General features: G+C 70.7%; 17 protein-coding genes. 9 read left to right on the top strand and 8 right to left on the bottom strand.

Annotated features, from left to right (window positions below; translation table 11 throughout):
* Positions 1-6: 6 nt before the first annotated feature.
* Both lysA and ACFW3D_RS36945 read right to left on the bottom strand, forming a co-directional pair.
* Positions 7-1,344, bottom strand: coding sequence for a diaminopimelate decarboxylase (gene lysA, locus ACFW3D_RS36950; protein WP_500512123.1), 1,338 nt, complete (start codon positions 1,342-1,344; stop codon positions 7-9).
* 13 nt (positions 1,345-1,357) lie between these two features.
* Entirely contained in the window at positions 1,358-1,768 is a 411-nt protein-coding gene (locus ACFW3D_RS36945) for an SAV_915 family protein (RefSeq protein ID WP_500512121.1), read from the bottom strand.
* Positions 1,769-2,003: 235 nt separating this feature from the next.
* On the opposite strand from ACFW3D_RS36945, the gene ACFW3D_RS36940 reads away from it, so the two are divergent.
* A complete protein-coding gene (locus ACFW3D_RS36940) occupies positions 2,004-2,555 on the top strand; it encodes a universal stress protein (RefSeq protein WP_500512119.1) in 552 nt (183 codons plus the stop codon).
* A 485-nt stretch (positions 2,556-3,040) separates the two neighbouring features.
* Here the strand turns inward: ACFW3D_RS36940 and ACFW3D_RS36935 are convergent, their stop codons facing one another.
* The gene (locus tag ACFW3D_RS36935; protein ID WP_500512117.1) at positions 3,041-3,448 is read right to left on the bottom strand and encodes a cupin domain-containing protein; all 408 of its coding nucleotides are present in this window, start codon (positions 3,446-3,448) and stop codon (positions 3,041-3,043) included.
* Between the two features lie 226 nt (positions 3,449-3,674).
* Between ACFW3D_RS36935 and ACFW3D_RS36930 the strand changes: the two genes are divergently transcribed.
* Both ACFW3D_RS36930 and ACFW3D_RS36925 read left to right on the top strand, forming a co-directional pair.
* The gene (locus ACFW3D_RS36930; RefSeq protein WP_500512115.1) at positions 3,675-4,349 is read left to right on the top strand and encodes a DUF1707 SHOCT-like domain-containing protein; all 675 of its coding nucleotides are present in this window, start codon (positions 3,675-3,677) and stop codon (positions 4,347-4,349) included.
* 83 nt (positions 4,350-4,432) lie between these two features.
* Entirely contained in the window at positions 4,433-4,660 is a 228-nt protein-coding gene (locus ACFW3D_RS36925) for a hypothetical protein (protein ID WP_500512113.1), read from the top strand.
* A 1,008-nt stretch (positions 4,661-5,668) separates the two neighbouring features.
* Here the strand turns inward: ACFW3D_RS36925 and ACFW3D_RS36920 are convergent.
* The 3 genes from ACFW3D_RS36920 to ACFW3D_RS36910 all read right to left on the bottom strand — a co-directional run bounded on the left by ACFW3D_RS36920 (position 5,669) and on the right by ACFW3D_RS36910 (position 16,863).
* Positions 5,669-6,478: a polymorphic toxin-type HINT domain-containing protein gene (locus ACFW3D_RS36920; protein WP_500512111.1), complete on the bottom strand. Its 810-nt coding sequence runs from the start codon at positions 6,476-6,478 to the stop codon at positions 5,669-5,671.
* A 149-nt stretch (positions 6,479-6,627) separates the two neighbouring features.
* Complete coding sequence (locus tag ACFW3D_RS36915) at positions 6,628-12,306, bottom strand: RHS repeat domain-containing protein (RefSeq protein ID WP_500512109.1); 5,679 nt, start codon at positions 12,304-12,306, stop codon at positions 6,628-6,630.
* Between the two features lie 291 nt (positions 12,307-12,597).
* The gene (locus tag ACFW3D_RS36910) at positions 12,598-16,863 is read right to left on the bottom strand and encodes a LamG domain-containing protein (RefSeq protein WP_500512107.1); all 4,266 of its coding nucleotides are present in this window, start codon (positions 16,861-16,863) and stop codon (positions 12,598-12,600) included.
* Positions 16,864-17,202: 339 nt separating this feature from the next.
* Between ACFW3D_RS36910 and ACFW3D_RS36905 the strand changes: the two genes are divergently transcribed.
* The 6 genes from ACFW3D_RS36905 to ACFW3D_RS36880 all read left to right on the top strand — a co-directional run bounded on the left by ACFW3D_RS36905 (position 17,203) and on the right by ACFW3D_RS36880 (position 22,296).
* Positions 17,203-17,604 carry a hypothetical protein gene (locus ACFW3D_RS36905; protein WP_500512105.1) on the top strand — a complete coding sequence of 134 codons (402 nt, stop codon included), beginning with the start codon at positions 17,203-17,205 and terminating at the stop codon, positions 17,602-17,604.
* Positions 17,605-17,709: 105 nt separating this feature from the next.
* On the top strand, positions 17,710-18,363 hold the full coding sequence (locus ACFW3D_RS36900) for a thioredoxin-like domain-containing protein (protein WP_500512103.1): 654 nt from the start codon (positions 17,710-17,712) through the stop codon (positions 18,361-18,363).
* Between the two features lie 47 nt (positions 18,364-18,410).
* Positions 18,411-18,998 carry a DUF305 domain-containing protein gene (locus ACFW3D_RS36895; protein ID WP_500512142.1) on the top strand — a complete coding sequence of 196 codons (588 nt, stop codon included), beginning with the start codon at positions 18,411-18,413 and terminating at the stop codon, positions 18,996-18,998.
* A gap of 176 nt (positions 18,999-19,174) precedes the next feature.
* Positions 19,175-20,161 (top strand): cation diffusion facilitator family transporter, encoded by a 987-nt coding sequence (locus ACFW3D_RS36890; RefSeq protein WP_500512101.1) that lies wholly within the window; start codon positions 19,175-19,177, stop codon positions 20,159-20,161.
* Positions 20,162-20,500: 339 nt separating this feature from the next.
* On the top strand, positions 20,501-21,319 hold the full coding sequence (locus ACFW3D_RS36885) for an SDR family NAD(P)-dependent oxidoreductase (protein WP_500512099.1): 819 nt from the start codon (positions 20,501-20,503) through the stop codon (positions 21,317-21,319).
* 191 nt (positions 21,320-21,510) lie between these two features.
* Complete coding sequence (locus ACFW3D_RS36880) at positions 21,511-22,296, top strand: GNAT family N-acetyltransferase (RefSeq protein WP_500512097.1); 786 nt, start codon at positions 21,511-21,513, stop codon at positions 22,294-22,296.
* A 74-nt stretch (positions 22,297-22,370) separates the two neighbouring features.
* On the opposite strand, the gene ACFW3D_RS36875 is transcribed toward ACFW3D_RS36880, so the two are convergent.
* Both ACFW3D_RS36875 and ACFW3D_RS36870 read right to left on the bottom strand, forming a co-directional pair.
* Positions 22,371-23,054, bottom strand: a complete 684-nt coding sequence (locus tag ACFW3D_RS36875; RefSeq protein WP_500512095.1) for a response regulator — start codon at positions 23,052-23,054, stop codon at positions 22,371-22,373.
* Positions 23,051-25,612, bottom strand: coding sequence for a sensor histidine kinase (locus ACFW3D_RS36870; RefSeq protein ID WP_500512093.1), 2,562 nt, complete (start codon positions 25,610-25,612; stop codon positions 23,051-23,053). Before ACFW3D_RS36870 ends, ACFW3D_RS36875 begins: the two co-directional genes overlap by 4 nt.
* Positions 25,613-25,665 lie beyond the last annotated feature (53 nt).

Raw genomic sequence — 25,665 nt, 5'->3', positions numbered from 1 at the left:
CCGGGCTCAGAGGCCGATGTCGCGGTTGCGGAAGTCGGCGAGGGACTCGCGGCGGACCAGCAGCCGCGCCCGGCCCTCGTGGACGGCGACGACCGGCGGACGGCCGACGAGGTTGTACGTGGACGCCATCGACAGGTGGTACGCGCCCGCGACCGGCACCGCCAGCAGGTCACCGGGCCGGACGTCGGCGGGCAGCGGCACCGCGGAGGCGAGGACGTCACCGGCCTCGCAGTGCCGGCCGACCACGGTCACCAGGACCGGCTCCTCGGTGGAGTGACGGCCGATCAGCCGAGGGGTGTAGCGCACCCCGTACAGCGCGGGCCGGGGGTTGTCGCTCATGCCGCCGTCGACCGCGACGAACGTCTGGCCGCCGGTGCGCTTGACCGACAGCACGTGGTACAGCGCGACACCGGCGGGACCCACGATCGCGCGGCCCGGTTCCACCGTCAGCCGCGGCACCGGCAGCCCGGCGGCCGCGCAGCCCTCGGCGAGTTCGGAGCGTATCCGCGCCGACAGCGTCGTCAGGTCCATCGCCGCCTCACCCGGACGGTAGGCGACCGCGTGCCCGCCGCCCAGGTCCAGCTCCGGCAGCGTGACGCCGTGCTGCCTGCGCACGGCGGCCAGCAGGCCGACGAGCCGGCGCACGGCAGCGAGGTACGGCTTGACGCTGCTGATCTGCGAGCCGAGGTGGCAGTGGAGGCCGACCAGTTCGAGTCGCGGCTGGTCCAGCACGCGCGCGATGGCGTGCTGCGCCGATCCGTCGGCCAGGGACAGCCCGAACTTCTGGTCGTCGGTGCCGGTGCGCACCGCGGTGTGGTGGCCGGCGGCGATGCCCGGCACGATGCGCAGCAGCACCTTCTGCCGGTCGCCCGGGGGCACGTGGGCGGCCAGCCGGGCGATCTCACCGGTGCTGTCGATCACGATCCGGCCCACGCCCAGGCGCAGCGCGGTGGCCAGGTCCTCCGGGCTCTTGGCGTTGCCGTGGAGCAGGATGCGTTCCGGCGGGAAGCCGGTGACGACCGCGAGTTCGAGCTCCCCGGCCGAGCAGACGTCGAGGCCGAGGCCCTCCTCGTCCACCCAGTGGGCCATGGCGCGGCACATGAAGGCCTTGGCGGCGTACAGCACGTCGCCGTCGGGGAAGGCCGCGCGGTAGGCGCGGCAGCGGTCCCGTACCTCGCCCTCGTCCAGGACGTAGGCCGGGGTGCCGAAGCGTTCGGCGACCTCGGTCAGGGCGACCCCGCCCACGGTGACCTCACCGTGGGGGGCGGAGGTTGCGGACGCGGGCCACACCGACAGGTCGGCGTCGGGGTACGCGGTCTCCAAGTGCTCGGTGACGAGAGTCATGACGGCGCTCCTTTCAGCCGATCCACAGGGCCAGGGCGTCGACCAGCGCGACGGCGCCGGTGACCCTCAGGACCCCGAGAGTCTGGGGGTCGAGCCGGCGACCGGACTCGTCCGGTGCGTCCGACACGGCGGGTGCGGCGAGCTGCGGGTCCACGGTGAGTGCCGTGACGCCGAGCGGGCGGGCCAGCGACCGCAGCGCGGATTCCGACAGGGTGATCCACTGCTGGTCGGCACCAAGCGTCTCCGCGAGACGCTCCGCGGTGGTGAAGCCGACGGCCGTACGGCCGCCCAGGGGCGTGCGGAACATGCGCGCGACGCATCCCACGGGACCCGGCCGGACGGGGACGTACAACGTCTCCCGGTGTCGTCCGGCCGGGGACGGATCCGAAGGCTCCGGGTCTTCCCCGTACATGAGCTCTGTCATGGCTTCCTCCTGGTGCGGCACCTGCTGCGGTTCTGGGGCGCCCCGGCCGGGGCCGGCGGTCCGGGACGCATCAGGGACGCTATGCCCGGGGTCCGGGGGGTGACGGTGATCCCTGACGCGACGTTGACGGCGAGCGGGCGAACGTTAACGGCACGGGTCTCCGGGGTGGCGGGGGCGGCGTCAGGATCGCGACAAGGACCCCTGGTCCGCGCGTTTCCGGGCGTTTCATGGAGGCATGAACGAGGTCCGCGAAGAGTGCGTCGTGGTGGGCGTCAGCGGCTCCCCCGGGAGTGTGGCGGCACTGCGCCGGGCCGCGGCGGAAGCCCGGCGCCGGGAGTGCGTGCTGACCGTGGTCACGGCCTGGGAGTCGGCGTGGGACGGCGCCGCCGGGACGCAGAGCAGGTGGCCGCCCCTCCCTCCGGACCCGGACCGCTGGCGCCGGATCGCGCGGCGCCGGCTGCTCATGGCCCTGGACGCCGCCTTCGACGGCGACCTGCCGCTGGACCCGCCGCTCCGGCCGGTGCTCGCGCTGGGGCGTCCGGGACCGGCACTGGTGGAGGTCGCCGGGGAGGGGGCGGGACTGCTGGTCGTCGGCGCCGGTTCCCGCCGCCCCTGGCAGCGGCTCTTCGTGCCCTCCGTCGCGGCCCACTGCTTCGCGCAGGCCCGCTGCCCGGTCCTGGCCGTACCGTCCGGACCGTCCGGTGTGCCGTCGCCCCGCAGCGGCGGAGGCCGGGGCCGGGGCCGGTTCGGCGCCCGGTGGCCCCCGAGCGGCTTCGTCACCCCGTGAGCCGGAGTTCCGGCCTTCCCGGGTCAACCCGCGCCGGAACGAGCGCGGCGCGCCCTACGTCTCCTCCGGGGAGGGACCGACGACATGGGCGTCCGGCGACGTCCCAACGACAAGGGCGGCGGGTTCCGGGGCACGCGGGGACCTCGGCTTCGCGGAGGCCACCATTGCGGCCGGCGGAGGGCCGGCTCCGCAGGCCCACCCCGACGTCCGCGGTGCCGGGCACGCCTCCCCCTCCGCCGGACGATGACGGCGAGCGGTCGGCCCGGTTCGAGCTGCCGCAGCGCTCCTCGATGACGATCGACCTTGAGCTGAAGCCGTGGATCCGTGGAGCCGTGGATCCGTGGAAGCGTGGAGCCGTGGAAGCGTGGAGCCGTGGAAGCGTGAAGCTCCGGGGGGCACGAGTCGACCTCGGCCGACACGCGCTCCGCCCGGAGCTTCACTCTCTCCCGTACTCGGCCACCCGCAGGGGGCTCAGCGGCAGGACCTCACGAAGTGACGCGCAGATGCCGCCGCTCCGCCAGCTCCTCCTCGCCGACCACGGTCAGCACCGGGCTGCCCGGAGGCGCGAACATCATCACCACAAGCTGGGACTGCGCGTCCGGAAGGTTGTTGGCGCCCTGGTAGTGGATCACGTCACCCCCGGGCTCGAAGAGGGCGTCACCCGCCTTCAGCACCCGGGGGGCCTGCCCCTCCAGCTCGAAGAGGATCTCGCCCTCGGTCACGTAGCCGAAGACCGGACCCGGGTGCCGGTGCGGCGGCGCGCCGGGGTCGCCGGGCTTCAGGGTGACCCGGATGGTCCTGGCTTCCGCGCCGGCCGGGATCCGGCCCGCCGCCTCGGCCAGGGTCGCGACCACCTCTACGCCCGGGGGCAGGTGTGCGTGCTCAGCGCTCATGCGTTCCTCCAAACATGGACTGTCCGGAGAAGGGACAGGACAGCCGCCCCGTCTGTGACATCCCCCACGCGGCAAACCCGCCCCGCCCGCGCCCGCGTTCTCCGTACCGGCATGGAACCGGGGGCGGAGGCGGACTTGGCGCGCACCCCAGACGCGATATAACGTTAGTTCGCGATGGTGTATCGCGTCTTGCGCAAGCCGTCACCGACCAGAACGGGGTGAGGACATGCCGGGAGAGATCCCGCCCGCCGGTGCGCCGTCCACTGCGGAAGCGCCGCTCGCGTCAGCCCCGTTGCGGGCCTCGCACGCGGACCGGGACCGGGTAGTGGACATCCTGACCGTGGCCGCGGGCGACGGGCGGCTGTCCGCCGCCGAGCTCGACGAACGCCTGGAGGCCGCCCTGTCGGCCCGTACGCTCGATGAACTGGCCCCGCTCACCGCCGATCTGCCGACGTCCGCGGGGATGCACGGCACGGCACCCGCGGACGCCAAGGACGTGGTCCGGGTCGACAACCGCGGGGGCTCGTTCCGCCGTGTCGACCGGTGGGTCGTACCGCGCCGCATGGAGGTCCGGTCGGAATGGGGCGAGGTGGTTCTCGACTTCACCCGCGCCGTGATCACCGGGGGCACCCTCCGCATCGACCTGGACGTGCGCGGCAGTTCCCTCGTCCTCGTCACGCGGCCGGGCATCGTGGTGGACGCCGACGAACTGGCCGTCAGCTTCGGCAAGGTGGACATCCGGCCCGCGGCCGGCCCGGCCGCACCGGTGGTCCTGCGCGTGGCGCTGGTGGGCGAGCTGGAGTTCGGGAAGGTGCAGGCGCGTCCGCCGCGGCGCACGTTCCTGCGGTGGCTGTTCCGCCGCCCCGCCGCGCTGCCCGCGCTCCCCGCGCCAACCGGCTGACCCGGCGCGCGGGCCCCTCGCGGGCGCCCCCTACCCGGCCAACTCGTCCCGCGGCAGGACCGGAGCCGCGATACTGACCGGCGATGAGCCTCCCCCTGCCGCCCCTGCGCTTCCACATCACCTACGGCGCACCCTCCACCGGTCCGTCGCACGAGGTCTACGTCCCTCCCGCGGACCCCAGGGACGACGGGCTCAGCGAACTGCTCTTCACCGCCGAGACGGTGGCGATCTGCGTCGTCGCCGCACTGCTGGTCGTCTTCCTGATGACGGACCGCCGCGCCCCCAGACGCCGCGCCCGCCACCGCCGTTGACCCGGCATGCCAGCCCGGGCGTCCGGGCCGTCGGGCTCCTCGGAGGGGATGAGAATTGGGCTGACGAGGTATCGCGTCCGCCCGGGCGCCAGGCCATTGACCAACCGGGGCAGCAGGACCCGCCGCAAGTCCGCGACGCGTCCGGGATGCTCGACGCCGCTCAGCCTGCGCGCCTGCCGACCTTAGCCGGCGAGGTCGGGCATGGGCCAACACCCGCGATGTCGAGGTAGGCCTCGACCCGGCTATCAGAATCGCAACCACAACCACGAAATGAGTGGGTGGCCGCCGAGTGCGGCGTGGTAGCGGTGTTGGTTGTAAGTATGAAGGAGGTCCGACAGGGCTTCGGTCCATTCGGTGTTGCACGGTGTAGGGCCGCGAGCGGGCCTGCGCGGACACATTCGACCGCCGCTGCCCGCCGTGAACGGTGAGCCAGGCATTTCCTTGCGACACGAAGACCTCCGTGCGGTGCAGTCCTAGGCAGCTCTGCCGCACCGGAGGTCTTCGCCACCGTCAAGCCCCGGCCCGTCTCAACGACGCTCGCGATAAATATAATACCTAGCGCCCATCATCCTCGCTTTGGGCGATCAACTGATGTTCGAAATCCGGAGGCTTCATCCCAGGGAATTCCGCGCCACGATTGCCGAGCGTAGGCAACAACTCGGTCATAGAGATCGGAATCCATCGCGCCACTCACAGATACAGTGAGCATTAGGTCGCGCCCCTGCAGGACGTCTTGCGACACCACTTCACGAGCCCGCCCAATGAAGATTCCGACAATCTCACCCCCTACAGATACCTGGAAGTTTTGATCAACCATCCTGCCATCCGCGAGAGAGAATCTGATTCGAGCCGACGACCACGACTCCCCCTGCTTCGGGGCATCGACCGAGAATCCAGGGAACCCGTCCCCTACGAACTCGAGGAGCCCATTGAGTGCCTGCAACGAAGAGGTGGAACCCGAAAACCCGAGAAACCCAAACTCGAAGGCCACTTTCACCACCCTCTCAATCACTGTCCATGACCGTCAAATACGTACTGCACCTTGATCCCGTACCTTCTTTCCAGATAGGCATCCTTTTTTTTCTGCAACTCATCCTTACCGACATCTCCAGATTTCGTCTCAACGTAATCCGTCACACGCCCATTGCTGTCCAGTATGCCAATATCATACCGCCGATCACCCCACGGAGTGTCGAAAGTCAGCATATCGGCCGAATCCGCGTCGGTGACCACCGTCATTCCGCGCTGCCTAAAGGAATCCGCAATGTGGTCACGATACGCGTCCCCGACGTGCCTATTCAGTTCAATCTGACTAATACCCAGAAGCCTGCAGAGTTCCGCATCGTCATTGTGGACGAGTACAGGAACATCCCCTACCAGCACATAGTAGGAATGGAGGTGAGTGATCGTAAGGTTGTAGGCAACCTGGACCTGCCGAAAGTGCTTGACGCCCTCAACACGCAAGGATCGGCCGTCGTCGGTGCGCAACGTCATGCCTGGAACAAGGTCACCGGCCTTGATCCATCCATGCACGCTTGGCGACCATATGAGGTGATGCGCAGTGGCGGTCAACGACTCGCCCGGACTGGCCCCTTCACCACTCAGCGCTATCGTGGCAAAATCCGAATCATCCGGGGTGCGAATCTTCGCGGTGACGGTTTCTGTGCGCGTCTCGCCGGTCTCGGGGTCCGTGGCGACGACCTTGTCGCCGATTTGAACCTCTTCAATCGCCTTGGATGTTCCGTCAGCGAGGAGAACTTCCGTGCCCGTCACGAAGCTGTTACATCCACGACTTACGGCTTTATTCAGGATGCGCATTTTTGAACTGAAAGCCGCGTCCATCATCAGCTCGGAGCAGGCAGATAGGTCGCCGTCTACACAGTCCCTGTAGTCGGATATCCCAAGCAGTTCTTGCTCGAGTTCCCAGGCCTGCCTCGCAGCGGACTCCAGAGCGGGACCGTGCTGTACTATTTTACAGAGGAGCGCATTACGGTAGCACCAGGCATCCGCATCTTGCGAATTCCCATTCGATCACAGCCAGGGAACGGGTTGACTTGGCAGTGAAGTGCTGCACGCTTACGCAGATATTCCCGATTTTCCGCGTCTTGCTTTGCCCGGCCACTCGGAGTCAGCTTCTTGGGCCCCGGCTTGTGCCCGGGAGTGGTGTTCTCATAGTCGGGACCGGGGCGGGTGGGGCAGTCGATCTCCGCGCACGTACCAGTGGGGTCGGACGTGGTGACCGGGTTGTTGTTGGCGTAGCTGTAGCCGTTCATCTGCTGGGGCGCGTCCACGACCATGAGCGGGTCGACGCTGATGAAACGGCCGGTCGCCTCGTCGTACTCGCGGGCGCCCAGATGTCTCAGGCCCGTACTGGCGTCCTCCGTGCCGCCGACGAAGCCCTTCTCGCCGGGCCAGGAGGCCGGCGCGGAGCCGCGCGGAGCGCCGAAGGGCGTGGAGCGGCGCTGCTGCATGGACAGGTCGGTCGCGGCGATGGCGAGTTCGGACGTGCCGTGGTGGTCGCCGATCAGGAAGGAGAGCTTGCCGTCGTCGGTGCGGATGGCCTGGTTGCCGCCGCCGAGGTCGTAGTACCGGGTCGCCTTCGCCGCCGAGGCACCCTTGGTGAGGGTGAGCTCGGTCGAGCCGAGGTAGAGGGTGGTCTCGCTGTCGGTGCGCCGGATGAGGCGGTTGCCGTCCGCGTCGTAGACGTACGAGGTGGTCTTCGAGCCCTCGGTGACCTTGGCCAGGTGGCCTTCGGCGTCCCAGTCGAGGGTCTGCGTGTCGCCGCCGATGGTGCGGGTGTGAGTGTTGCCGACGGTGTCGTACGTGTAGGAGTCGACCTCGGTGGTGTTCGGCGTCTTGGTCGTCACCTGCAGCAGGGCGTGCGGACGCGCTGTCTTCGCAGCCGGGTAGGCATAGGTGCGCTTCACGTCCTGAGCCGAGTTGCCCGCCGGATCGTGCTGGGTCTCCGTCAGGCGGTTGCCGGTGACGTCGTAGGTGTAGGACTGCCAGTAGGGCGCGGGCCCGCCGAGCAGGGAGCCTGCGGTCGTGGAACAGCCGGTCGTGCCCTGTGCCCAGGCTTCGGTGAGGCGCCCGAGGTGGTCGTAGCGGAAGCACTGGTTGTCCGTGCCGTCGCGGGACACGTCACCGATCGAGGTGACGTTGCCGGCCTCGTCGTAGCCGTAGGTCGAGGACTTGTCGACGCCCGGCACGCCCTCGCGGTCGACACGCGAGTTGAGCAACCGCTGGGTGCCCCACTGGTAAGTGTTGGTGGCCAGCGTCTTCTTGCCACCGCTCTGGTAGGTGAACTGCAGCGGCTTGCCGGTGGAGCTGTACGCGACGTCGGTGACGTAGCTGACCCCGCCGGCACCCGAGAGCGCGATCGGACGGAGTACCTCGTCGTACGTCGGGGTGAGCACGTCGGAGGCCAGAGCGCCGGCCGCCGGGTAACTGGTCGAGTCAACGGTGCCGTCGAGGTTGTACTTGACGTTGCTCTGGTACGAGCCGGCCAGCGCCTTCTCGGAGACCGGCAAGGACGCTTCCGGAATCGTGGTCGTCACCCGGTTGGGCCGGTAGAGCGTGTCGTAGACGCTGTACGTCGTGGTGAACGACGGGCCACTCGCACCGCCGACGTAGCGGGTGGCCGAAGCGAGGTACCCCTCGGCCCCGGACAGGTCCCACACGTGCTTGGTCAGCAGAGGACCGCTCACGCCTCCGTCGTGCGTCTCCAGTTCCCGGCCCAGGTCGTCGTAGACGTGGGTGACGGTCTGCTTCGGCTGTCGGCTGTCCGTGCTGGAGATCAGCTGGTTGCGGTCGTCGTACGCGTAGTCGGTGTGACCCTTGTCCGGGTCGTCGTCGGCGATCTTGTTGCCGCGCTGATCGTAGGTGTACGCCCACTGGTTGCCCACCGGGTCCGTGACGGCGGTCAGCCGGCCGGCCGGGTCGTAGTCGTAGTGGGTGGTGGTGGCCGGACCGGTCGCAGTGGCCGCGTCGTACTGCAGCAGGTCGGTGATGCGTCCGCGGGCGTCGGTGACCGTGGTGGACGGGGTCCCGCCGGTGGGAGGAGTGACGGTGGTGCGGTCTCCGCCGTAGCTCGTGCTGGTGGTGCCGAGCACGCCGCCGCCGTCGCCGTTGCCTGCGACCTGCTGGGACGTGGTCACCCGGCCCAGACCGTCATAGGTGTTCCAGGTCTGGGTCTCCACCGCCAGCGCGTCGTCCAGGGTGAGGATCTCTGCGGAAGGAGCGGCGGTGTTGTAGTACGGCGCGAAGCTCTTGGCCGTCAGCCCACGCTCGTCGTAGAACGTGTCGCCGATCAGCCGCCCCCCGTCGGGACCGGGTGACTGTGTCTGACGGGGCCGGAGGAAGCCGTCGTAAAGGGTGTAGGCGGTGCGCTGCGTACCGTCTTCCTTCAGCGTCTTGGTGGCGACGGCCACGGCCTTGCCCTCGGCCACGGTGTAGGCGAATTCGTAGTTGGGAGTCTGGTTGTTGGTCTTGGAGCGGTTGGGCAGCCAGATCTTGGTGTTGCGTCCGAGCGCGTCGTAGGTGATGTCGGTGCGCTTGGTGTTCGTGTCCGACACCGCTGTCGGCAGGCCCCGCAGCGTGTCGTAGGTGGTGGTGGTGGATTGCGCGGACACGGAGTTGCCGGGGATGGCCGGCGGGGTGGTGACCTTGACCGTGTTCGGGAAACCGGTTGTGGGCGAGTACACAGTGCTGGTGGTCCGGCCGTCGGAGCGGTCGGTGCGCGACGGGGTTCCGGTCTCGGTCGCGGTGACCGTGCCGGTGATGTCCGTGGCGGTTTCCTGACGGCCGTACACCGGGTCGTACGAGACGCCGGCCTCCAGGTACGTGGCCGTGGTCCCGTTGTGCGACGTCAATGTGGCGATGTGTGTGGCATCGCCCTTGATGGGAGCGGTGTTGTACGCCTTGGTGTCGTAGGCGGTGCGGACGTCGGAGATGACGTCCTTCTTGCGGTCGGGGGTCGCGTCGCACTTCACGGCGACCGTCTCCACACGCGAGGGCTTGGTGAGGATCCAGGCCGTGGTGTTGTCGACGTACGTGGTGCGGGTGCACTGGTCGTCCGCCGAAGTGCCGGTGTCACCGAAGTCGTCGCTGCGAGTGACGCGGCCGGCGGTGTTCTCGAACGTGTTCGTCTGGTAGGTCTGCCGCCACTTGACGCCGGCACCACCGTCCAGCGAGCTCCACGTGCGGACGGATTCGGTGCCGGTCAGGTTGGCACTGGTGATGCCCCAGACACGCACACGGCTGGCCGTCTGATGGTGCCAGGGGGTGCTGACCGTTTTCTCCAGCACCTTGCCGCCAGGACCGCTGAAACCCTCGGTCTTGTACTCGAACCCCTCGGCGGAGTCGTGGTCGGTGATGGTGCCGCCGTTGTCGTCGGACACGGTGACGGACTTGGTGCCGTCGTCGGGGGACGCGCCCTTGCGGTCGCCGTCCATGCCGCGCAGGAACCAGTGGTCGGTCTGCGACTTCATTCCGACCGGGTCCTGGCCGCCGGTGAGCTCCCGCACGTGGGCGTATCCGCGCCACTGCGACCAGGTCTTGTACTTCTCCTTGGTCAGCCCGTCGTCGTCCGCGTAGTGCCAGGCCCCGCCGTCGAGGTACTGGTAACGGGTGACCATGTCCGGCGAGGATTTGGTGCGGTCGGTCTCGGTGACCGAGTCGACGACGTACTTGTTGAACCACTGCAGCGACGGGTCGGCGTCACCGGACTTGGTGAAGAACACCGGATAGCAGCGGGTGGTGTTGGCCTGGGGTGTGGGCAGATGATCGGCGTCGCAGTCGGCCGCCGAGTAGTTCACGTCGATCTGGCCACCGGACTCGTCCTCGACGGTCGACAGGCGCTCCTTGATGAACGGCGCGGTGTCATCCCCCGGGATGTCGAGGCGGTTGGCGGCCTGGCTGTAGGCGAAGGTCACCTTCGGCAGGGTGATCTCCGGGGTCGCGGACCTACCGGTGTGCTGGACGGAGTCCAGCAGCAGCTGGTAGTCGATGTCCGCCATGCCCCAGCGGTGACCCAGCGCCCAGGAGTCGATGGGCGTGTACGTCCCGTCGGACTTCAGCACCTGCGTGGTGACACCCGTCAGCCGCTTGCGCGTCCAGAAGGTGGGAGAGGTGGCCTTGGCGCAGTCCTCGCCGGACTTGCAGGTCAGGTCGTACGGCGTGTCGTACCAGTAGAACTTCTTGTCGTCGATCGTCGAGGCGTCACAGGTCACGCCCGTCTGCGGCAGGCACCGCTCGGCGTTGGCGAAGGTCACCTGCGCCAGCGCCTTGGCCGAGTAGACGGTGTTGTCGCGCAGCCCGTAGTCGATGTGGTCCAGGTATCCGCCGCGCTCGTAGGCCGTCTCGTCGGCCGGCTTCAGGTTGCGGGCGTAGTAGTTGGTTTCCTTCTTGTAGTAGTAGGCGATGGCGTTGCCGTGGACGTCGACGGCGTAGTCGAGGTTCCAGCGCCAGCCCTGCTGGCACCATGAGTCGGCGAAGGAGGCGGCGTGGCACGGCTCGTTCGCGTCGTCGCCGTAGACGGGGACGGTCCAGGTGGAGTTGGTGGTGTCCTTGCCGGACGCCCAGCCCGGCAGGCGGTTGTAGCCGAAGAAGTACTGGGTGCCGTCGGTCGTGGTGACCTTCCAGTACTCGTCGTTGCGGGCCCCGTTGGAGCGGACGTCGCTGGTGGAGCCGTAGACCCGCTCGACCCTGGTGCCGTCGTCTCCCTTGATCCTGAACGAGTTCGTGCCGTCCGGGATCAGCTCACCGGCATGCCCGTTGAACGAGAGCGTGGCGTTGTCGTACGCCCAGCACATGTCACCCGGCTTGCTGCCGTCGGCGTTCTTCACCTCGTCGTCGGCACACGCCTTGTAGCTGCGCTCGATCGACCCAGGCCATAGTTCGAAGCCGTCGCCCACCCACGAGGACTGGTTGTTGGAGGTGGAAGTACGCCCGTCGATGCCTCCCGAGGAGTACGAGAGGCCCACACTCGGCGTGAAGTTGCCCGGGACATCGGGCACCGCCATGTCGTAGGACCAGGAGAAGCTGCCCGTGTTGAGGCTCGTCGACCACGTGTCCGACGGAGACAGCTTGCTGGCGGCGTAGTCCCCGTGGTCGCTCGAGGTCCCGCCGACCGCCGCCGTGGTCGCCGCGAACACGACCGGTTCGGTGCCCGTGAGGGTGACGTCGGCGGACAGCCTGCCGCCGTCGTTGCCGGCGGCCACGGGCCGGCCCGTCCGGCACCGGGTGCTCTGGGGCGTCGTCACCGCGCAGGCCGGCAGTTGCACCAGCCTCAGGCGGGCCGCATAGGCACCGCCGTAGCTCTGGGCGAAGGACGAGGTGTCGACGCCGACGCCGACCCTGCCGCCCTGGGTGCCCGGCTCTCGACGTACGGAGAACAGCAGGCCGTCGACACCGGCGCGCCGGGCGGCCGTGTCGTCCAGGACACGGACGGTCGCCCGGCCGTCTAGGGCGGTCGTCGGCTTCTCGGCCCCCGCCGACGTCTTCGCGGTCGCCTCCGCGGTCGCGGGCGTCGTCAGCGACACCGGAAGGCTTCCGGCCCGCCGGGTGACCGGCTGCGCCGCCGGTTCCAGGGCCACCGTCACGGTTCCGGGCTGCGGCAGCGCGTGCCGCGGCGCCTTCTCCGGCACGCGTGGTTCGCCCTCCGTGGTCCGGGGCGACATCTTCACGGTGTGGCCCGGCACGGGTTTTTCCGATGCCGGAATGCCGGGCATGTCGTCGGCCATCGCCGCCGGCGGCGTCACGCCCTGCAACAGGGTTCCCATCAGTACCGCCGACACGGCCACGGCGACCCTGCGGCGCCACCGTGTCCTTGACTGCCTGCGCATGCCCCACCCAATCCGTCGAGTCGTGCGTGTCATGAGGAGAGTCAGGGGCCGGGGGCAGCGGAGCCGCCCCCGGCCGTCCGTGTGCGACCGCTGTCAGGGGCCGGGGACCGTGGCCAGGTCCTCGCCGTTGGCGAGCCGGGCGATCTGCTCGTCGGAGGCGACGCCCTGCAGCGTCCACACGTCGTCGATCACGCCGGGCCAGTACTCGCCCCAGACTCCGGCGGTCTTGCCGCGGCCAAGCTGGAGACCGGCGGTGGCGTTGAACGGCAGTACGTTGGAGTTCCAGGACACCGAGTCCGTGCAGCCCGCATCGTCGGGAGTGCCGTCCCCGTCGGTGTCGGAGCACACGACCTGTTCCAGGTTGCCGTCGACGTACAGCCGCATCTGGTCGGCGAAGGCGTCGTAGACGACGGCCAGGTGGTTCCAGTTGGTGTTGTTCATGAAGTTGGGATGCTCGGCCGTCGCCACGGTCGCGCCCTTCACATCCGCGCCCGGCATGGCCAGTTGCCACCGGCCCGCGTTCGCGGGATCGGTGTCGCTGGGCACGTACCGGACCGAGAAGCCGCTGTTCACCGATCCGGCCTGGGACATCACCGTGACCGGGTGGTCGGGCCGCGCGGCCGTGCTCACCCAGGCGGCGGCGGTGAAGCTGGTGCCCGTGGAGACGGGGGACCCGGCTGTGGCGGCGTAGGCGCCCTTGCCGTCGCCGTCCGCGTCGCCGTCGAGCACCAGCGCGCCCGTGCCGACGTAGCTGTTGGCGCCCGTGCTGTCGACGGTCGCGCCGTCCGCCAGGGTCAGCGGCCGCTTGCCGGCCGAATCGTCGGCGGAGGTCGCCGGCGTGCCGGTGGCGGTGTCGAGCTTCCAGCGGCCCTGGACCACCGGGCGTGCCTTGTTGAGGTCCTTGACCTCGTCGTCGGAGAGCGCGCGGTCGAACAGCCTCACGTCGTCCAGGTCGCCCCTGTAGAAGCCCTGGGCTCCGGCGGTGGCCTTGTACCCGAGTGTCACCGGTGCCGTGGCCAGCCAGGGTGTGGTGAAGGGCTGGGTGTCCTTCAGCACGCCGTCGACGTACAGGCGGATCTCGCCGGCGTCGTAGTCGTAGACACCCACCACATGGGTCCACTCACCGAGTCGTTCGGCCGGGCAGTGCACGTTCGGATCGCACGCGTTCTGCTGCGCCCGGACCAGGCCGGTGGTCGCGGTGTCCTCCTTCGCGCGCATGAAGACCCAGCCGCCGAGAGCCGACGAGTGGTAGAGCTCGAAGCCCGCGGCATTGGTGGATCCCTGCGTGGCGACGGTCATGGCCCGCTGTTCCTTGTCGGCGGGCAGTCGCGCCCACAAGGAGACGGCGAAGCTCTGGTAGGTGTCCAGGACCGGCTGCGCGGTGATGATGCCGTCGTCGACCCCGTCGAAGCCGGCCGCCGTGCCGTCCACGCCGGCGGTTCCGAGCTTGGCGCCGCCGTTGACGGTGGCGGTGACCTCCTGGGCCCGGCCGATGACCGACGTCGCTCCGGCCTCCTCGTCGAGCGGCAGGACGATCTTCGCCGGCCGGTTGGTGTTGACCGGCTGCCTGGCGTAGACCTTGGCGATCTGGGAGGCCGTCAGGGGGTAGTCGAAGAACTGGACCTCGTCCAGGCTGCCCGTGAAGAAGCTGTTCAGGGGGCCGCCGTTGTCCGTCGCGCCCAGCATCGTGCGGCCGCGGCCGTCCCACAGCGAGCTGTAGGCGGCGGTTCCCGCCGGCGCTCCGTTGACGTACAGCCTGATCTGGGACGCGGTGTTGTCGAAGACGCCGATGACGTTCGTCCACACTCCGCGGCGGCTGTTGATGCACTGGGTGTCGGCGGCGTCACACGCGGGCTGCATCGCCCGGGACGAGCCGGAGTCGACCGAGTCCTCCGTGTGCCGCACGAAGACCCAGCCGTTCCGGGACGGCGAGTAGTAGAGCTCGTAGGCCGTCGCGTTGTCCGCGCCCTGGGCGAGCGCCACGGAGCCCGTCTCCTTGTTGATGTCGCCGAGTTTCGCCCACAGCGACACCGAGAAGCTCTTGCGCGTGTTCAGGACCGGGGCGGTCATGGCGGCGTAGTCGTCGGCCCCGTCGAACTGCAGGCCGTGCCCGGAGACGCCCTCCCCGCCCGGTGCCGCGCCGCCGTACAGCTGGGCGGGCCATTCGCCGCCGCTGCCGCTGACCTGGGTGGCGCCCGCGTTCTCGTTGAGCTTCATGTTCAGCCGGTCGGGCTGGCCGGCGTTGACCCGGAACTGGTACGTGCGGATCTCACTGGGGTTGCCCGCCCCGTCGAAGGCCTTCGCGGTGATGAAGTTGACGCCCGACCGCGTCGGCATGAGCTTGATGCTCTTCGCCCCGCCGCTCGTGGTGGTCACCGTGTGCGCGCTGGTGGGGTCGGTGTTGATGCCGTACCAGTACGTGACCACGTCGGTCGACGCGGAGTCGATCGAGAAGCTGCCGTACCGGCCCACCCCGTCCACCCAAGGGTCGTTCGGGTCCTCCGGGTTGGACGCCGGGTACTGGGTCGAGTCGATGACGGGGCCCGCGGGTACGGAGGTGTCGTAGTAGACGAGGCAGTCCGTGGCCGATCCCGAGTAGCTCCACGGCGACCATTGCGCGCCGTCGTAGGAACGCACGTGCCAGCCGACCTTCTTGCTCTTCGGCAGGGTCGTGGGCAGCGAGACCGAGAAGTCCGATCCGGACTTCTTGTATCCCGTCCTCGCGGAGGTCCAGCGGCTCGTGTAGCCCTTGCCGTCACCGCTGTCCCACGAGGCCTGGAACTGCACGGCGACGGTGTCGCCGTCCGGGTCGGTGACGTCGTTCGCCCGCATCGTCGGCAGGATCCGGACCTGCTTCATCGTCGAGGAACACGCGCCGCCGGGGTCCTGGGTCAGCTGGGACATGCGGATCTGCGGCGGCGGCTGGTTGTACTCGACCCGCAGCCACGCGTCGTCGGAGAACCGCTTCCAGGACTGCGGGTCGTTCTCGTCCTTGGCCCTCAGGCCGAAGGTCGTGGTCGACCAGCCGTTCGCCGCCGCGTCCGCCACCGCGCGTCCCGCCCAGAACTCGACGCTGCCGCCCGGGCAGTCGCCGCTCGCGCCCTTGGCCTCGCTCAGGGTCTGCTGCAGGTCCACCCAGTAGCCGCTGACGTTCTGGCTGTTCCACGTCGTGGAGGAGTTCATCCCCTTGGTGCGCCACAACTGGACGTCGGACTTGGTGCAGCTGTAGGAGTGCGTCTCGTTGACCACGAACTGCGCCGTGATGATCGACTTGCCCGCGAACCGCGACGTCGGGACCGAGTAGAGGATCCGCTTCACGTCCTCCGGCTTGCAGCGCGGATCGCCCGAGCAGTACCCCATGCCCGAGTCGGAGTCCCCGTTGAACTTCCACTGCGGGGAGGAGGCCCAGTACCGGGACACGAACGTCCAGCTGGAGGCCTTCGGGGAGTAGAACTGCGGGTCGATGTAGACCGGGTACGTGGCGTTCTTCAGCAACTGCCGGTCCGGCTTGAGGACGAGCTGGTCGTCGGCGGCCGGCACGCTCACCGCGATCGGCGCGGCGTTCGCCGACGCGCCCGGGCCCTCGGCGGCCGCGGCGGCGGCCTCCTTGGTGGCCACCCGCGGCGTCCCGGCGGCCCCCTTGGCAGCAGCGGTCGTCGCGGAAGCCGGCGTCGTGCCGGAGTCCCACATCATGGGCCGCGGCGCCTCGAAGACCGGGCCGCCCGCCGCCTTGTCCACCACGGACAGACCGCCGTCGGCGGTGGTCCGCACGTCCATGCCCTGCGCGTCCATCGCCAGCTTCAGCTCGGCGAGCGCCGGGTTGGCGGCGGCCTGCGGGGTCTTGACGACCAGCACCTCGGAGGCGCCGTCGACGCTCGCCTTGACCTGGAGGTCCACATCCTCCAGCACCGAACGGTAGGTGGCGGTGCTGCCGTCGATCACCGGCTCCGGCAGGGCGTCCGGCCACGACAGGGCCAGCTTCCGGCCGGCGCGCTCCAGGGTGATCAGCGGCTGCTTGTCACCGCCCCCGGAGAAGGCGATGTCCATGGTGGCCACCTTCGGCCCCACGGACCCGTCCGCCCGTCGCACCAGGTCGGTGTCGACCGGCTTCCACTCGCCGTCGACCCGCGCCCGTACCGGACGCAGGTGTTCCACGGCCTCACGGTTGCCGTTCGGCAGGGCGTACGTCTCGCTCGTCTCTCCGCGGAGCGAAGTGATCTCCACCTTCTTGCCCGACTTCGCGGCCTTGGTGAGAGCGGCCGCCTCCGTGACGGCTCCGTTCACCGGTGCGTCCACGGAGTCGGCGTACGAGGCGGTGGCCGAGAGGCCCGCGACCGGCATCACGGCGAGAAGCGCCACCGCGGTCAGGACGGAGACACCACGTCTCTTCCGTCGTTGCTTCACACTCACTGCACGACGCGACCGATTCCAACCCATAGCCCACCCCGAAGTCACAGGATCTGCACAGCGGACGTGATCAAACCCGTGCCCGCAGGGATCGGTCAACGCATCCCGTGCGCCATGCACTGACCGGTGAAGGACATGGCCTAATGCGGACCTGACCTGCGAAAACGTAGTGTTGCACCAGCATGAACACGGGATGGACTGCCGCGTGGTGGGGTCCGTCCGCCCCGCCGCGGTGCGCCCCTCGCCACCCGGCGCGGGTAGGGCGGGCCGCGGCGGGTACGATCTGCCGCGATGCGCAGTGACGGAGAAGACGGCCGAGGCGGTGCGATACCCGCCCGCCTGAGTGGTGTTGTCCTCGTCCTGTGCGGGTTGCTCGCCGCGCTCGGGGTCTGCGGCCACGCCGGGGCGCCGGACGACGCGTACGGCCCGGCCGGGACCGGCGCCTCCTCGCACCTCGCGCACGTCACCGACGAGGTCTGCGCGGACGCCCACGACCCGGGCGACCGGGGCAACGGCTGCTCCCCCGCGGAGCACACGCCGGTGACCCTGGGCTCCGCCCCCCTGCCGCACGTCGGCGGCGCGGAACTGCCGTCGGTGTGGCCGCCCGCGGTCGCCGCCGCGGGACTGGGCGCCCCTTCCCCCGGCACCGTGCGCCCCCTCGACCTGCACATGCTCCAGATCCAGCGGACGTAGAAGGGCCGACCGCACCGACGGCGACCGCCGGTGCGCGCCGTACGTCATCCGACCCTTCCACCAGCACCGCCGTGTCGCCGACGCGGCGGGGAATCAGGACATGCCATGGGTTCCCCCCATTCCAAGGCCAGGACCGCCGACCGCCGTGCGCGCATCGAGGAGATACGCCGCCAGGAGCAGGCCCGCGAACGCCGCAACCGCATCATCACCATCGCCGCCTGCACCGTCGTCCTCGTAGGACTGGTCGGTGGCGGCGTCTACCTCGTCAACGCCGCGAACGGCAGCGACGGCGACGGCGGTTCGAAGACCGCGGCGGCCGGCTCCATCAGCGGGGAGAAGACGTGGTCCGGTCTCACGCAGAACCACGTCGACAAGACCGTCGACTACCCCATGAGCCCGCCTGTCGGCGGCGACCACAGCCCCGTCTGGCAGAACTGCAACGGCGTCGTCTACGACAAGCCGCTCACCAATGAGAACGCCGTGCACTCCCTGGAGCACGGCGCGGTGTGGGTGACGTACACCGACAAGGCGACGGACGCCGACGTCAAGGCGCTCGGCGCCCGTGTCTCGAAGACCCCGTACTCCCTGATGAGCCCCTACGCGGACCAAGCCTCTCCGATCACCCTCTCCGCGTGGGGCCACCAACTGGGCGTCACCAAGGCGGACGACCCGCGCGTGACGAAGTTCTTCGACACCTATGTGCAGGGCAGCCAGACTCCCGAGCCAGGCGCCGCCTGCACCGGGGGCAAGGCCTCGTGACCGCCGCCCGGGGCGCGGGCAGGCCGCTGCTCGCGCTCGCCGGCGCCATGGCGCTGGTCGTCGTCGCGGCCCTGGCCTTCACCCTGCTGACGGCGCGGCCCAGCAGCGGGGGCACCCCGGGCACGGACTCGCCGGACGCCGGCTTCGCGCGCGACATGGCGATCCACCACCAGCAGGCGGTGGAGATGTCGCTGATCGTCCGCGACCGCACGGAGGACGAGGACGTCCGCAGGCTCGCCTACGACGTCATCAACACCCAGGCCAACCAGCGCGGCATGCTGCTGGGCTGGCTGGACGTCTGGGGGCTGCCCAAGTCGTCGTCCGAGCCGCCCATGACGTGGATGGGCCACGGCATGGCCTACCGGCCGCACGACGGGTCGCTGATGCCGGGCATGGCCACCAACGCCGAACTGCGACGGCTCGAGGCGGCCGACGGCAAGGCCGCCGCGGTCCTGTACCTCCGACTGCTCACCGTCCACCACAAGGGCGGCGTGGAGATGGCGGCAGCGGCAGCCGACCTCGCCCGGACCGATCAGGTGCGTCGCCTGGCGGCGGGCATGGTCCAGGGCCAGGAGGCGGAGATACGCCTGATGGCCGACATGCTCGCGGCCCGCGGAGCGAGCCCGAACCCCTGACCCCGACGGGGCGCCAGGGAGGCCGCACGCCTCCCGGCGCCCCCACGGCCGGATATCGGGGCAGGTCACCGCCGTCCTGCCGAAGTCGGCCACGCTGCGCGGCGCGGTCCTGCCGGATCGCCGTCCCCCTGTGCTTCCCTGCGGGTGTCGCACCTGAACGGGGAGGTCGCCGCACCATGAACGGGCACGATCACGGGCACGGGCACGCGCACGGGGTGGCCGAGGACGCCGACCGCCGCTGGCTCGGGCTCGCGCTGGCGCTGATCGCCGTCTTCATGACTGTCGAGATCGTCGTCGGGCTGCTGGTGGGGTCCCTCGCGCTGCTCTCGGACGCCGCGCACATGCTCACCGACGCCGCGTCCATCGTGCTGGCGCTCGTGGCGATGCGGCTGGCGGCGCGGCCGGCGCGTGGCGGCTTCACCTACGGGCTCAAGCGGGCCGAGATCCTCTCGGCGCAGGCGAACGGCATCACCTTGCTGCTGCTCGCCGCCGCGCTGGCCCATGAGGCGGTGCGGAGGCTCGTCTCACCGCCCGAGGTGGCGGGCGGCCCGGTCCTGGTCACCGCCCTGGCCGGAGTGGCCGTCAACATCGGCGCCGCCTGGTGCCTGTCCCGCGCCAACCGCACCTCCCTCAATGTCGAAGGGGCCTTCCAGCACGTCCTGAACGACCTGTACGCCTTCATCGGCACCGCCGTCGCGGGCCTCGTCGTCCTGCTCACCGGTTACGTCCGAGCCGACGCCATCGCGACGCTCGTCGTCGTCGGCCTCATGCTCAAGGCCGGTTGCGGCCTGGTCCGCGAATCGGGCCGGATCTTCCTGGAGGCGGCCCCGGCGAGCCTGGACCCGGACGAGGTCGGCGAGCGACTGGCCGCCCACGAGATCGTCACCGAGGTCCACGACCTGCACATCTGGACCATCACCTCAGGGCAACCCGCGCTTTCGGCACACGTCCTCGTCGAGCCGGGCGGTGACTGCCACGCCGTCCGCCGCGACCTGGAGCACCTGCTCGGCGCCGGCTACGGGATCACCCACACCACCTTGCAGGTCGACCACGCGCCCGCCGAACTCCTCACCGTGGGCACCGCACCGGCCGGCGCGGCCGGCGGCCACTGCGGCAGGTGGTACGGCCTGGTGCAGCGCGCCGCACCGCCGCACGGGCACTGACCGGCCGGCCCGGCGGACCGGATCGACCGGTACCGGCAGGGCGCGCCCGAGGCGGCGCTGACGTCCCTGTGCCCGCGTCAGGGCGTCGTCAGGAATCGCCGCGCGCCCTTGTCCGCGGAATCGCCGCGGCATTGGATGAGGAGCGTGAACAGCGGTCCGCGCCATGACGACCGGCCACCCCATCGGGTGCCGCCGGTTCCGCGCGCTGTCCTCCCGCCGGTGTCCTGAGGGCATCGGTGTTCCGCGGCCGCCCCGGGGCGGCCGCCTCTGTTCCCCGTACGTGAGCGCCGTGACCCATGCGTCCGGCGCGAAGTGGCGTACCGATCCACGGAGTGGTCCATGTCTGCGTCCTTCGTCCCCGTCGTCGCCCCGCGCACCGCCCTGGTCACCGGGGCGACGTCCGGCATCGGGTGGGAGACCGCCCGGCTGCTCGCCGAGCGGGGCTGCACGGTCATCGTCCACGGCCGCGACACGGAGTCGGCCCACCACGCGGTGGAACGGCTGGTGGCGGCGGGCACCGAACGCGTCCGGCTGCGCCTGGCGGTGGCCGACTTCACGCGGCTCTCCGAGGTCCGCCATCTGGCGGCCACCGTGCGGGGCGCGCATCCCGCGCTGGACGTCCTCGTCAACAACGCCGCGGTCGTCGCGCCGGAACGGCACACCCTCACGGCCGACGGCCACGAGATCTCCTTCCAGGTGAACTTCCTGGCGGCCTACCTGCTCACCCGCGAGCTGGCCGGCCCGCTGACGGCGCGCCCCGGTGCCCGGGTGGTCAACGTGTCGTCCGCGACGCACCGCTCGGCCTCACTGGCGTGGAGCGACCTGAACCGTTCCCGCCGCTACTCGCGGCACGCCGCGTACGCCCAGTCGCAGCTGGCCCTCACCGTCTTCGCCCGAGCGGCCGCGCCCGCCGGCGTCACGGCCGTCAGCGTGCACCCGGGGGTGTGCGAGACGCGTCTGCTGCCCCTGTACGCGCACGAGGGCGAGCCCGCCGCCGAGGGCGCCGCGCGGGTGGCCCGGCTGTGCGACCCGGAGACCGAGCTCGTCCCGGGCGCCCACTACGACAGGGCCGCGCTCGCCCCGGCCGCCCGCACCGCGGTCGAGGACCGCACGGTGCGTCGTCTGTGCAAGGTCGCCGACCTGCTCGTCTCCGCCTGAAAGGAGGTCATCCGTGTCCAAGCGTGCCCGCAAGAAGAGGGCCCGGCGCAAGAAGGGCGCCGGTCACGGCAACAAGCCCGGCCAGGGCTGATTCCCCACGGCGGTGCGGACCACCGGGTCGACGACCCCGGTCCGCACCGCCGTCCGTTTCGCAGCACGTACCACGGCGTACGCGGAAGGTGTGGTCACCGGTGATCGAAGTCCCCTCCCTGGACGGATGGTTCCCCTCCGGGGTGCCCGGGCCCGCGGCGCTCGCCGAGCACGTGAGGGCGACCGGCAACGGGCAGTGGTGGGCGGACCGCGCGGTCGGGCCCCGCGCGGTCGCGGTGGCGTGCGCGGACCACGTGCTGCTGGAGGGCGATCCCCGGTACGTCGACCCGGACGCGCTCGCCGCGCTGGGGCAGGGCGGCTACGTCCTGGCCCGTACGCGTTTCCTGCCGGTCCGGGGCTCGGCGTTCGACCGGATCGTGCCCTGGGAGCGGATGATCTGGGTGCAGTCGCGGCCGGTGCCGCGGCGGCTGCCGCCGCGGGACGTGGTCGTGCGCAGGCTGGTGCCGGGTGACGGGGCCGCCGTGGCGGGCGCGGGCGACGACGCCCACTGGATCACCCGCAGTTGGGGCGGTGCGCAAGGGCTCGCGGCCTCGGGCCACGCGTGGGGGGCGTTCCGCTCGGGCCGCCTGGTCACGCTGGCGTGCACGTACTTCCTCGGCGGCGTGTACGAGGACCTCGCGGTCGTGACGCTGCGGGGCCATCGCCGCGAGGGCCTGGCGCTCGCCTGCCTGTCGGGCCTGTGCGGCGACGTCGCGGCCCGCGGCCGCACGCCCAGCTGGACGTGCTCGCGTGGGAACCGGCCCAGCCGGCGGCTGGCCTGGACGGCGGGTTTCCGGCTGTTCGGCGAGTACGTGCACTACGGCGTCGGGCGGCCCGCGGATGCGGGTCGCCCGGACGGGATGAGGCCCGCTCTCAAGGCGCGTTGACCGCCCACGCTGTCCGCTCCGGCGAACGCACCCCGTCCGGTGGGGCCCACCGGACGAGGTGCGGTGCGTCGGGCTCAGGGCTCGAAGCGGTAGCCCATGCCGGGCACGGTGATGAGGTGCCGCGGGTGGGCGGGGTCGGGTTCCAGCTTGTGCCGGAGGGTGGCGAGGTAGACGCGCAGGTAGTTGGTGCGCTTCTCGTTGCCCGGCCCCCACACGTCGCGCAGCAGCTGGCGCCCGGTGATCAGGCGCCCGGGGTTGCGCAGCAGCGGGGCGAGCAGCCGCCACTCGGTGGGTGTGAGCCGGGGGGCCTCGCCCTTGCCGGAGCGGCGCTCGACGGTGAACGCGCCCAGGTCGACGCGGTAGTCCGCGATGGTGACCCTCTCCGGCTCCTCCAGGACGGCCGGGCGGCGCAGCACGGCGCGCAGCCGGGCCGCCAGTTCGTCCATGGAGAACGGCTTGGTGACGAAGTCGTCGGCGCCCGCGTCCAGTGCCTCGACCTTGTCGGCGGGTCCGGTGCGCCCTGACAGCACGATGATGGGCAGCGGGCTCCAGGCGCGCACGCCGTGGATGATGTCGGTGCCCGCCATGTCGGGCAGGCCGAGGTCGAGGATGAGGGCGTCGGGCGGCTGCCGGGACACCAGCAGCAGTGCGGTGGTGCCGTCGGGGGCCGTGGCGACGGCGTAGTGGCGCGCCGTCAGGTTGATGTCCAGCGCCTTCAGGATCTGCGGTTCGTCGTCGACGACCAGCACGCGTTTCACGTCAGCCCTCCCCCGCCGACGGGGGCGGCGGGCAGGTCGGCCGGACCGCCGACGGTGGGCAGGGACAGGACCATGGTGAGACCTCCGCCGGGAGTGTCCTCGGGGGTGAGGGTGCCGCCCATCGCCTCGGTCAGACCGCGTGAGAGGGCGAGCCCGAGACCGAGACCGGTGGTGTTGTCGGTGTCGCCGAGACGCTGGAAGGGTTCGAAGACCCTTTCCCGGTCGGCCGGTTGCAGGCCAGGGCCGCGGTCCGCCACGCGGAGCTCGATGCGCGGGCCGAGGGCGCTGGCGCTGAGCAGGACCGCGGTTCCCGCGGGGGCGTGACGCTGCGCGTTGGTCACCAGGTTGGCGATGACGCGCTCCAGGAGCGGCGGGTCGGCCAGCGCGTCCGGTATGCCGTCCAGACCTTGGGTGGTCACGGGGACGGGACTCTCCCCCAGGCTGTCCAGGGCGAGCGAGGTTACCTCGGCGACCGAGGACGGTTCGAGGACGAGGCTGAGCGCACCGGCCTGCAGCCGGCTCATGTCCAGGAGGTTGTCCACCAGACGGTTGAGCCGGTCCAGTGAGACTTCCGCGGTGGCCAGCAGCTCTTCCTGGTCCTCGGCGGAGAACTCGACCTCCCGGCTGCGCAGCGAGCTGACCGCCGCCCAGGCACCTGCCAGGGGGGTCCGCAGGTCGTGGCTGACCGCCGCGAGCAGCGCCGTCCGCATGCGGTCGGCCGCCTTGACGGGCTCCACCTCCGCGGCGGCCTCGGCCAGCCGCGCGTGTTCCAGCGCGGAGGCCACGTGCCCGGCGAAGGCGATGAGGACACGCCGTTCCGAGGCCGCCAGGCGGCGCCCGCGCAGCACGAGGACGTCGTCGGGGCCCACGGGTACGGCCACCACGCCCTCGGCGGGGTCGTCGACCGTCGCCGAGCCCCCGTCGGATCGGTGCACCAGCTCCGCCGACTCCATGCCGAAGGCCTCCCGCGTGCGGTGCAGCAGGGCCTCCACGGCCTGGTCGCCGCGCAGGATGCTCCCGGCGAGGGACGACAGCGTCTCGGCCTCCGCGGTGGCGTTGGCGGCGCGTCTGGACAGCCGCAACGAGCGGTCCACGATCGTCGCCACGGTCGCGGCGACGAGCGCGAAGACGGCGAGCGCCAGGACGTTGTTGGTCTCGCCGATGGTGAACCGGCCGATGGGCGGGATGAAGTAGTAGTTCAGCAGCAGCGACGCGGTGACGGACGCGAGGATCGCGGAGGCGACGCCGCCGATGCAGGCGACGCCGACCACCGTCAGCAGGAAGAGCAGCGCCTCGCTGGTGAGGTTGAGATGGCCGCGGGTGTTGGCGAGGAACGTGGTGAGCAGCACCGGGAGGACGAATCCCGCGACAGGGCCCGCCACCTTGCGCGCCATGGGCAGCGAACTGCCGGTGGCGGGCAGGAGGCGGCCGCGGCCCGCGCGTTCGTGGGTGACCATGTGGACGTCGATGTCGCCGGAGCGTTCCACGATGGTCTCGCCGACGCCGCGCCCGGTGAGGAACTGCGCCAGCCGCCCGCGCCGGCTGGTGCCCATGACGAGCTGGGTCGCGCTCTCGGCCCGCGCGAAGTCCAGCAGCGCGTCGGGGACGTGGTCGCCGACGACGGAGTGGAAGGTGCCGCCGAGGCTCTCCACGAGGGCCCGCTGCTTGGCCAGCGCGGCGGGTGAGGCGTCGGCGAGGCCGTCGCTGCGCACGATGTGGACGGCGAGCAGGTCGCCTCCGGCGGACCGGGCGGCGATGCGGGCGGCGCGGCGGATCAGGGTCGCGCCCTCGGGGCCGCCGGTCACGGCGACCACCACGCGCTCCCTGGTCTCCCAGACGCGTCCGATGCCGTGCTCGAAGCGGTACTTCTGCAGTGCCTCGTCCACGCGTCCGGCGACCCAGAGCAGGGCGAGTTCGCGCAGCGCGGTCAGGTTGCCGACGCGGAAGTAGTTCGACAGGGCCGCGTCGACCTTCTCCGGGGCGTAGACGTTGCCGTGGGCCATACGGCGGCGCAGCGCCTCGGCGGGCATGTCGACGAGCTCGATCTGGTCGGCGCGGCGGACGACCTCGTCCGGGACGGTCTCCCGCTGCGGCACGCCGGTTATCTTCTCGACGACGTCGTTGAGCGACTCCAGGTGCTGGATGTTCACGGCGGTGATCACGTCGATCCCCGCCTTGAGGAGCACCTCGATGTCCTCCCAGCGCTTGGCGTGGCGGCCGCCTGGGATATTGGTGTGGGCCATCTCGTCGACGAGCGCCACCTGCGGCGCGCGCGCGAGGACGGCGTCGAGGTCCATCTCGGTGAAGACGGTGCCTCGGTAGTCGCGTTCCGCGCGGGGCACGGTCTCCAGGCCGTCGAGCATCTCCTCGGTGCGCGGCCGCTTGTGGCACTCGACGTACCCCACGACGACGTCGGTGCCCCGGGCGGCCCGGCGCCGGGCCTCGTCGAGCATGCGGTAGGTCTTGCCGACTCCGGGGGCCGCCCCGAGGAAGACCTTGAGTCTGCCGGGCCGTCCGTGGGGGGAGCCGGCCGGGGCCGGGACGACTGGCTGCGTCACCGGGAGTCCTTCCTTGTACGGGTGTCACGCCGCCCGGCGGCGCAGGTCGATCC

Origin of the sequence: Streptomyces sp. NPDC058864, from assembly GCF_042742985.1 — a bacterium.
Taxonomy (GTDB): Bacteria; Actinomycetota; Actinomycetes; order Streptomycetales; family Streptomycetaceae; genus Actinacidiphila.
The sequence above is the reverse complement of the archived record's forward strand: the minus strand, read 5'-3'. Positions and strand labels throughout refer to the sequence as shown.

What these genes read in the sequence shown, in the direction of transcription:
- ACFW3D_RS36940 (WP_500512119.1), top strand. Translation starts at nt 2,004, where the DNA reads ATGAACGAGGTCCGCGAAGAGTGCGTCGTGGTGGGCGTCAGCGGCTCC.
- ACFW3D_RS36930 (WP_500512115.1), top strand. Translation starts at nt 3,675, where the DNA reads ATGCCGGGAGAGATCCCGCCCGCCGGTGCGCCGTCCACTGCGGAAGCG.
- lysA (WP_500512123.1), bottom strand. Translation starts at nt 1,344, where the DNA reads ATGACTCTCGTCACCGAGCACTTGGAGACCGCGTACCCCGACGCCGAC.
- ACFW3D_RS36900 (WP_500512103.1), top strand. Translation starts at nt 17,710, where the DNA reads ATGGGTTCCCCCCATTCCAAGGCCAGGACCGCCGACCGCCGTGCGCGC.
- ACFW3D_RS36895 (WP_500512142.1), top strand. Translation starts at nt 18,411, where the DNA reads ATGGCGCTGGTCGTCGTCGCGGCCCTGGCCTTCACCCTGCTGACGGCG.
- ACFW3D_RS36935 (WP_500512117.1), bottom strand. Translation starts at nt 3,448, where the DNA reads ATGAGCGCTGAGCACGCACACCTGCCCCCGGGCGTAGAGGTGGTCGCG.
- ACFW3D_RS36890 (WP_500512101.1), top strand. Translation starts at nt 19,175, where the DNA reads ATGAACGGGCACGATCACGGGCACGGGCACGCGCACGGGGTGGCCGAG.
- ACFW3D_RS36945 (WP_500512121.1), bottom strand. Translation starts at nt 1,768, where the DNA reads ATGACAGAGCTCATGTACGGGGAAGACCCGGAGCCTTCGGATCCGTCC.
- ACFW3D_RS36920 (WP_500512111.1), bottom strand. Translation starts at nt 6,478, where the DNA reads ATGCGCATCCTGAATAAAGCCGTAAGTCGTGGATGTAACAGCTTCGTG.
- ACFW3D_RS36885 (WP_500512099.1), top strand. Translation starts at nt 20,501, where the DNA reads ATGTCTGCGTCCTTCGTCCCCGTCGTCGCCCCGCGCACCGCCCTGGTC.
- ACFW3D_RS36925 (WP_500512113.1), top strand. Translation starts at nt 4,433, where the DNA reads ATGAGCCTCCCCCTGCCGCCCCTGCGCTTCCACATCACCTACGGCGCA.
- ACFW3D_RS36905 (WP_500512105.1), top strand. Translation starts at nt 17,203, where the DNA reads ATGCGCAGTGACGGAGAAGACGGCCGAGGCGGTGCGATACCCGCCCGC.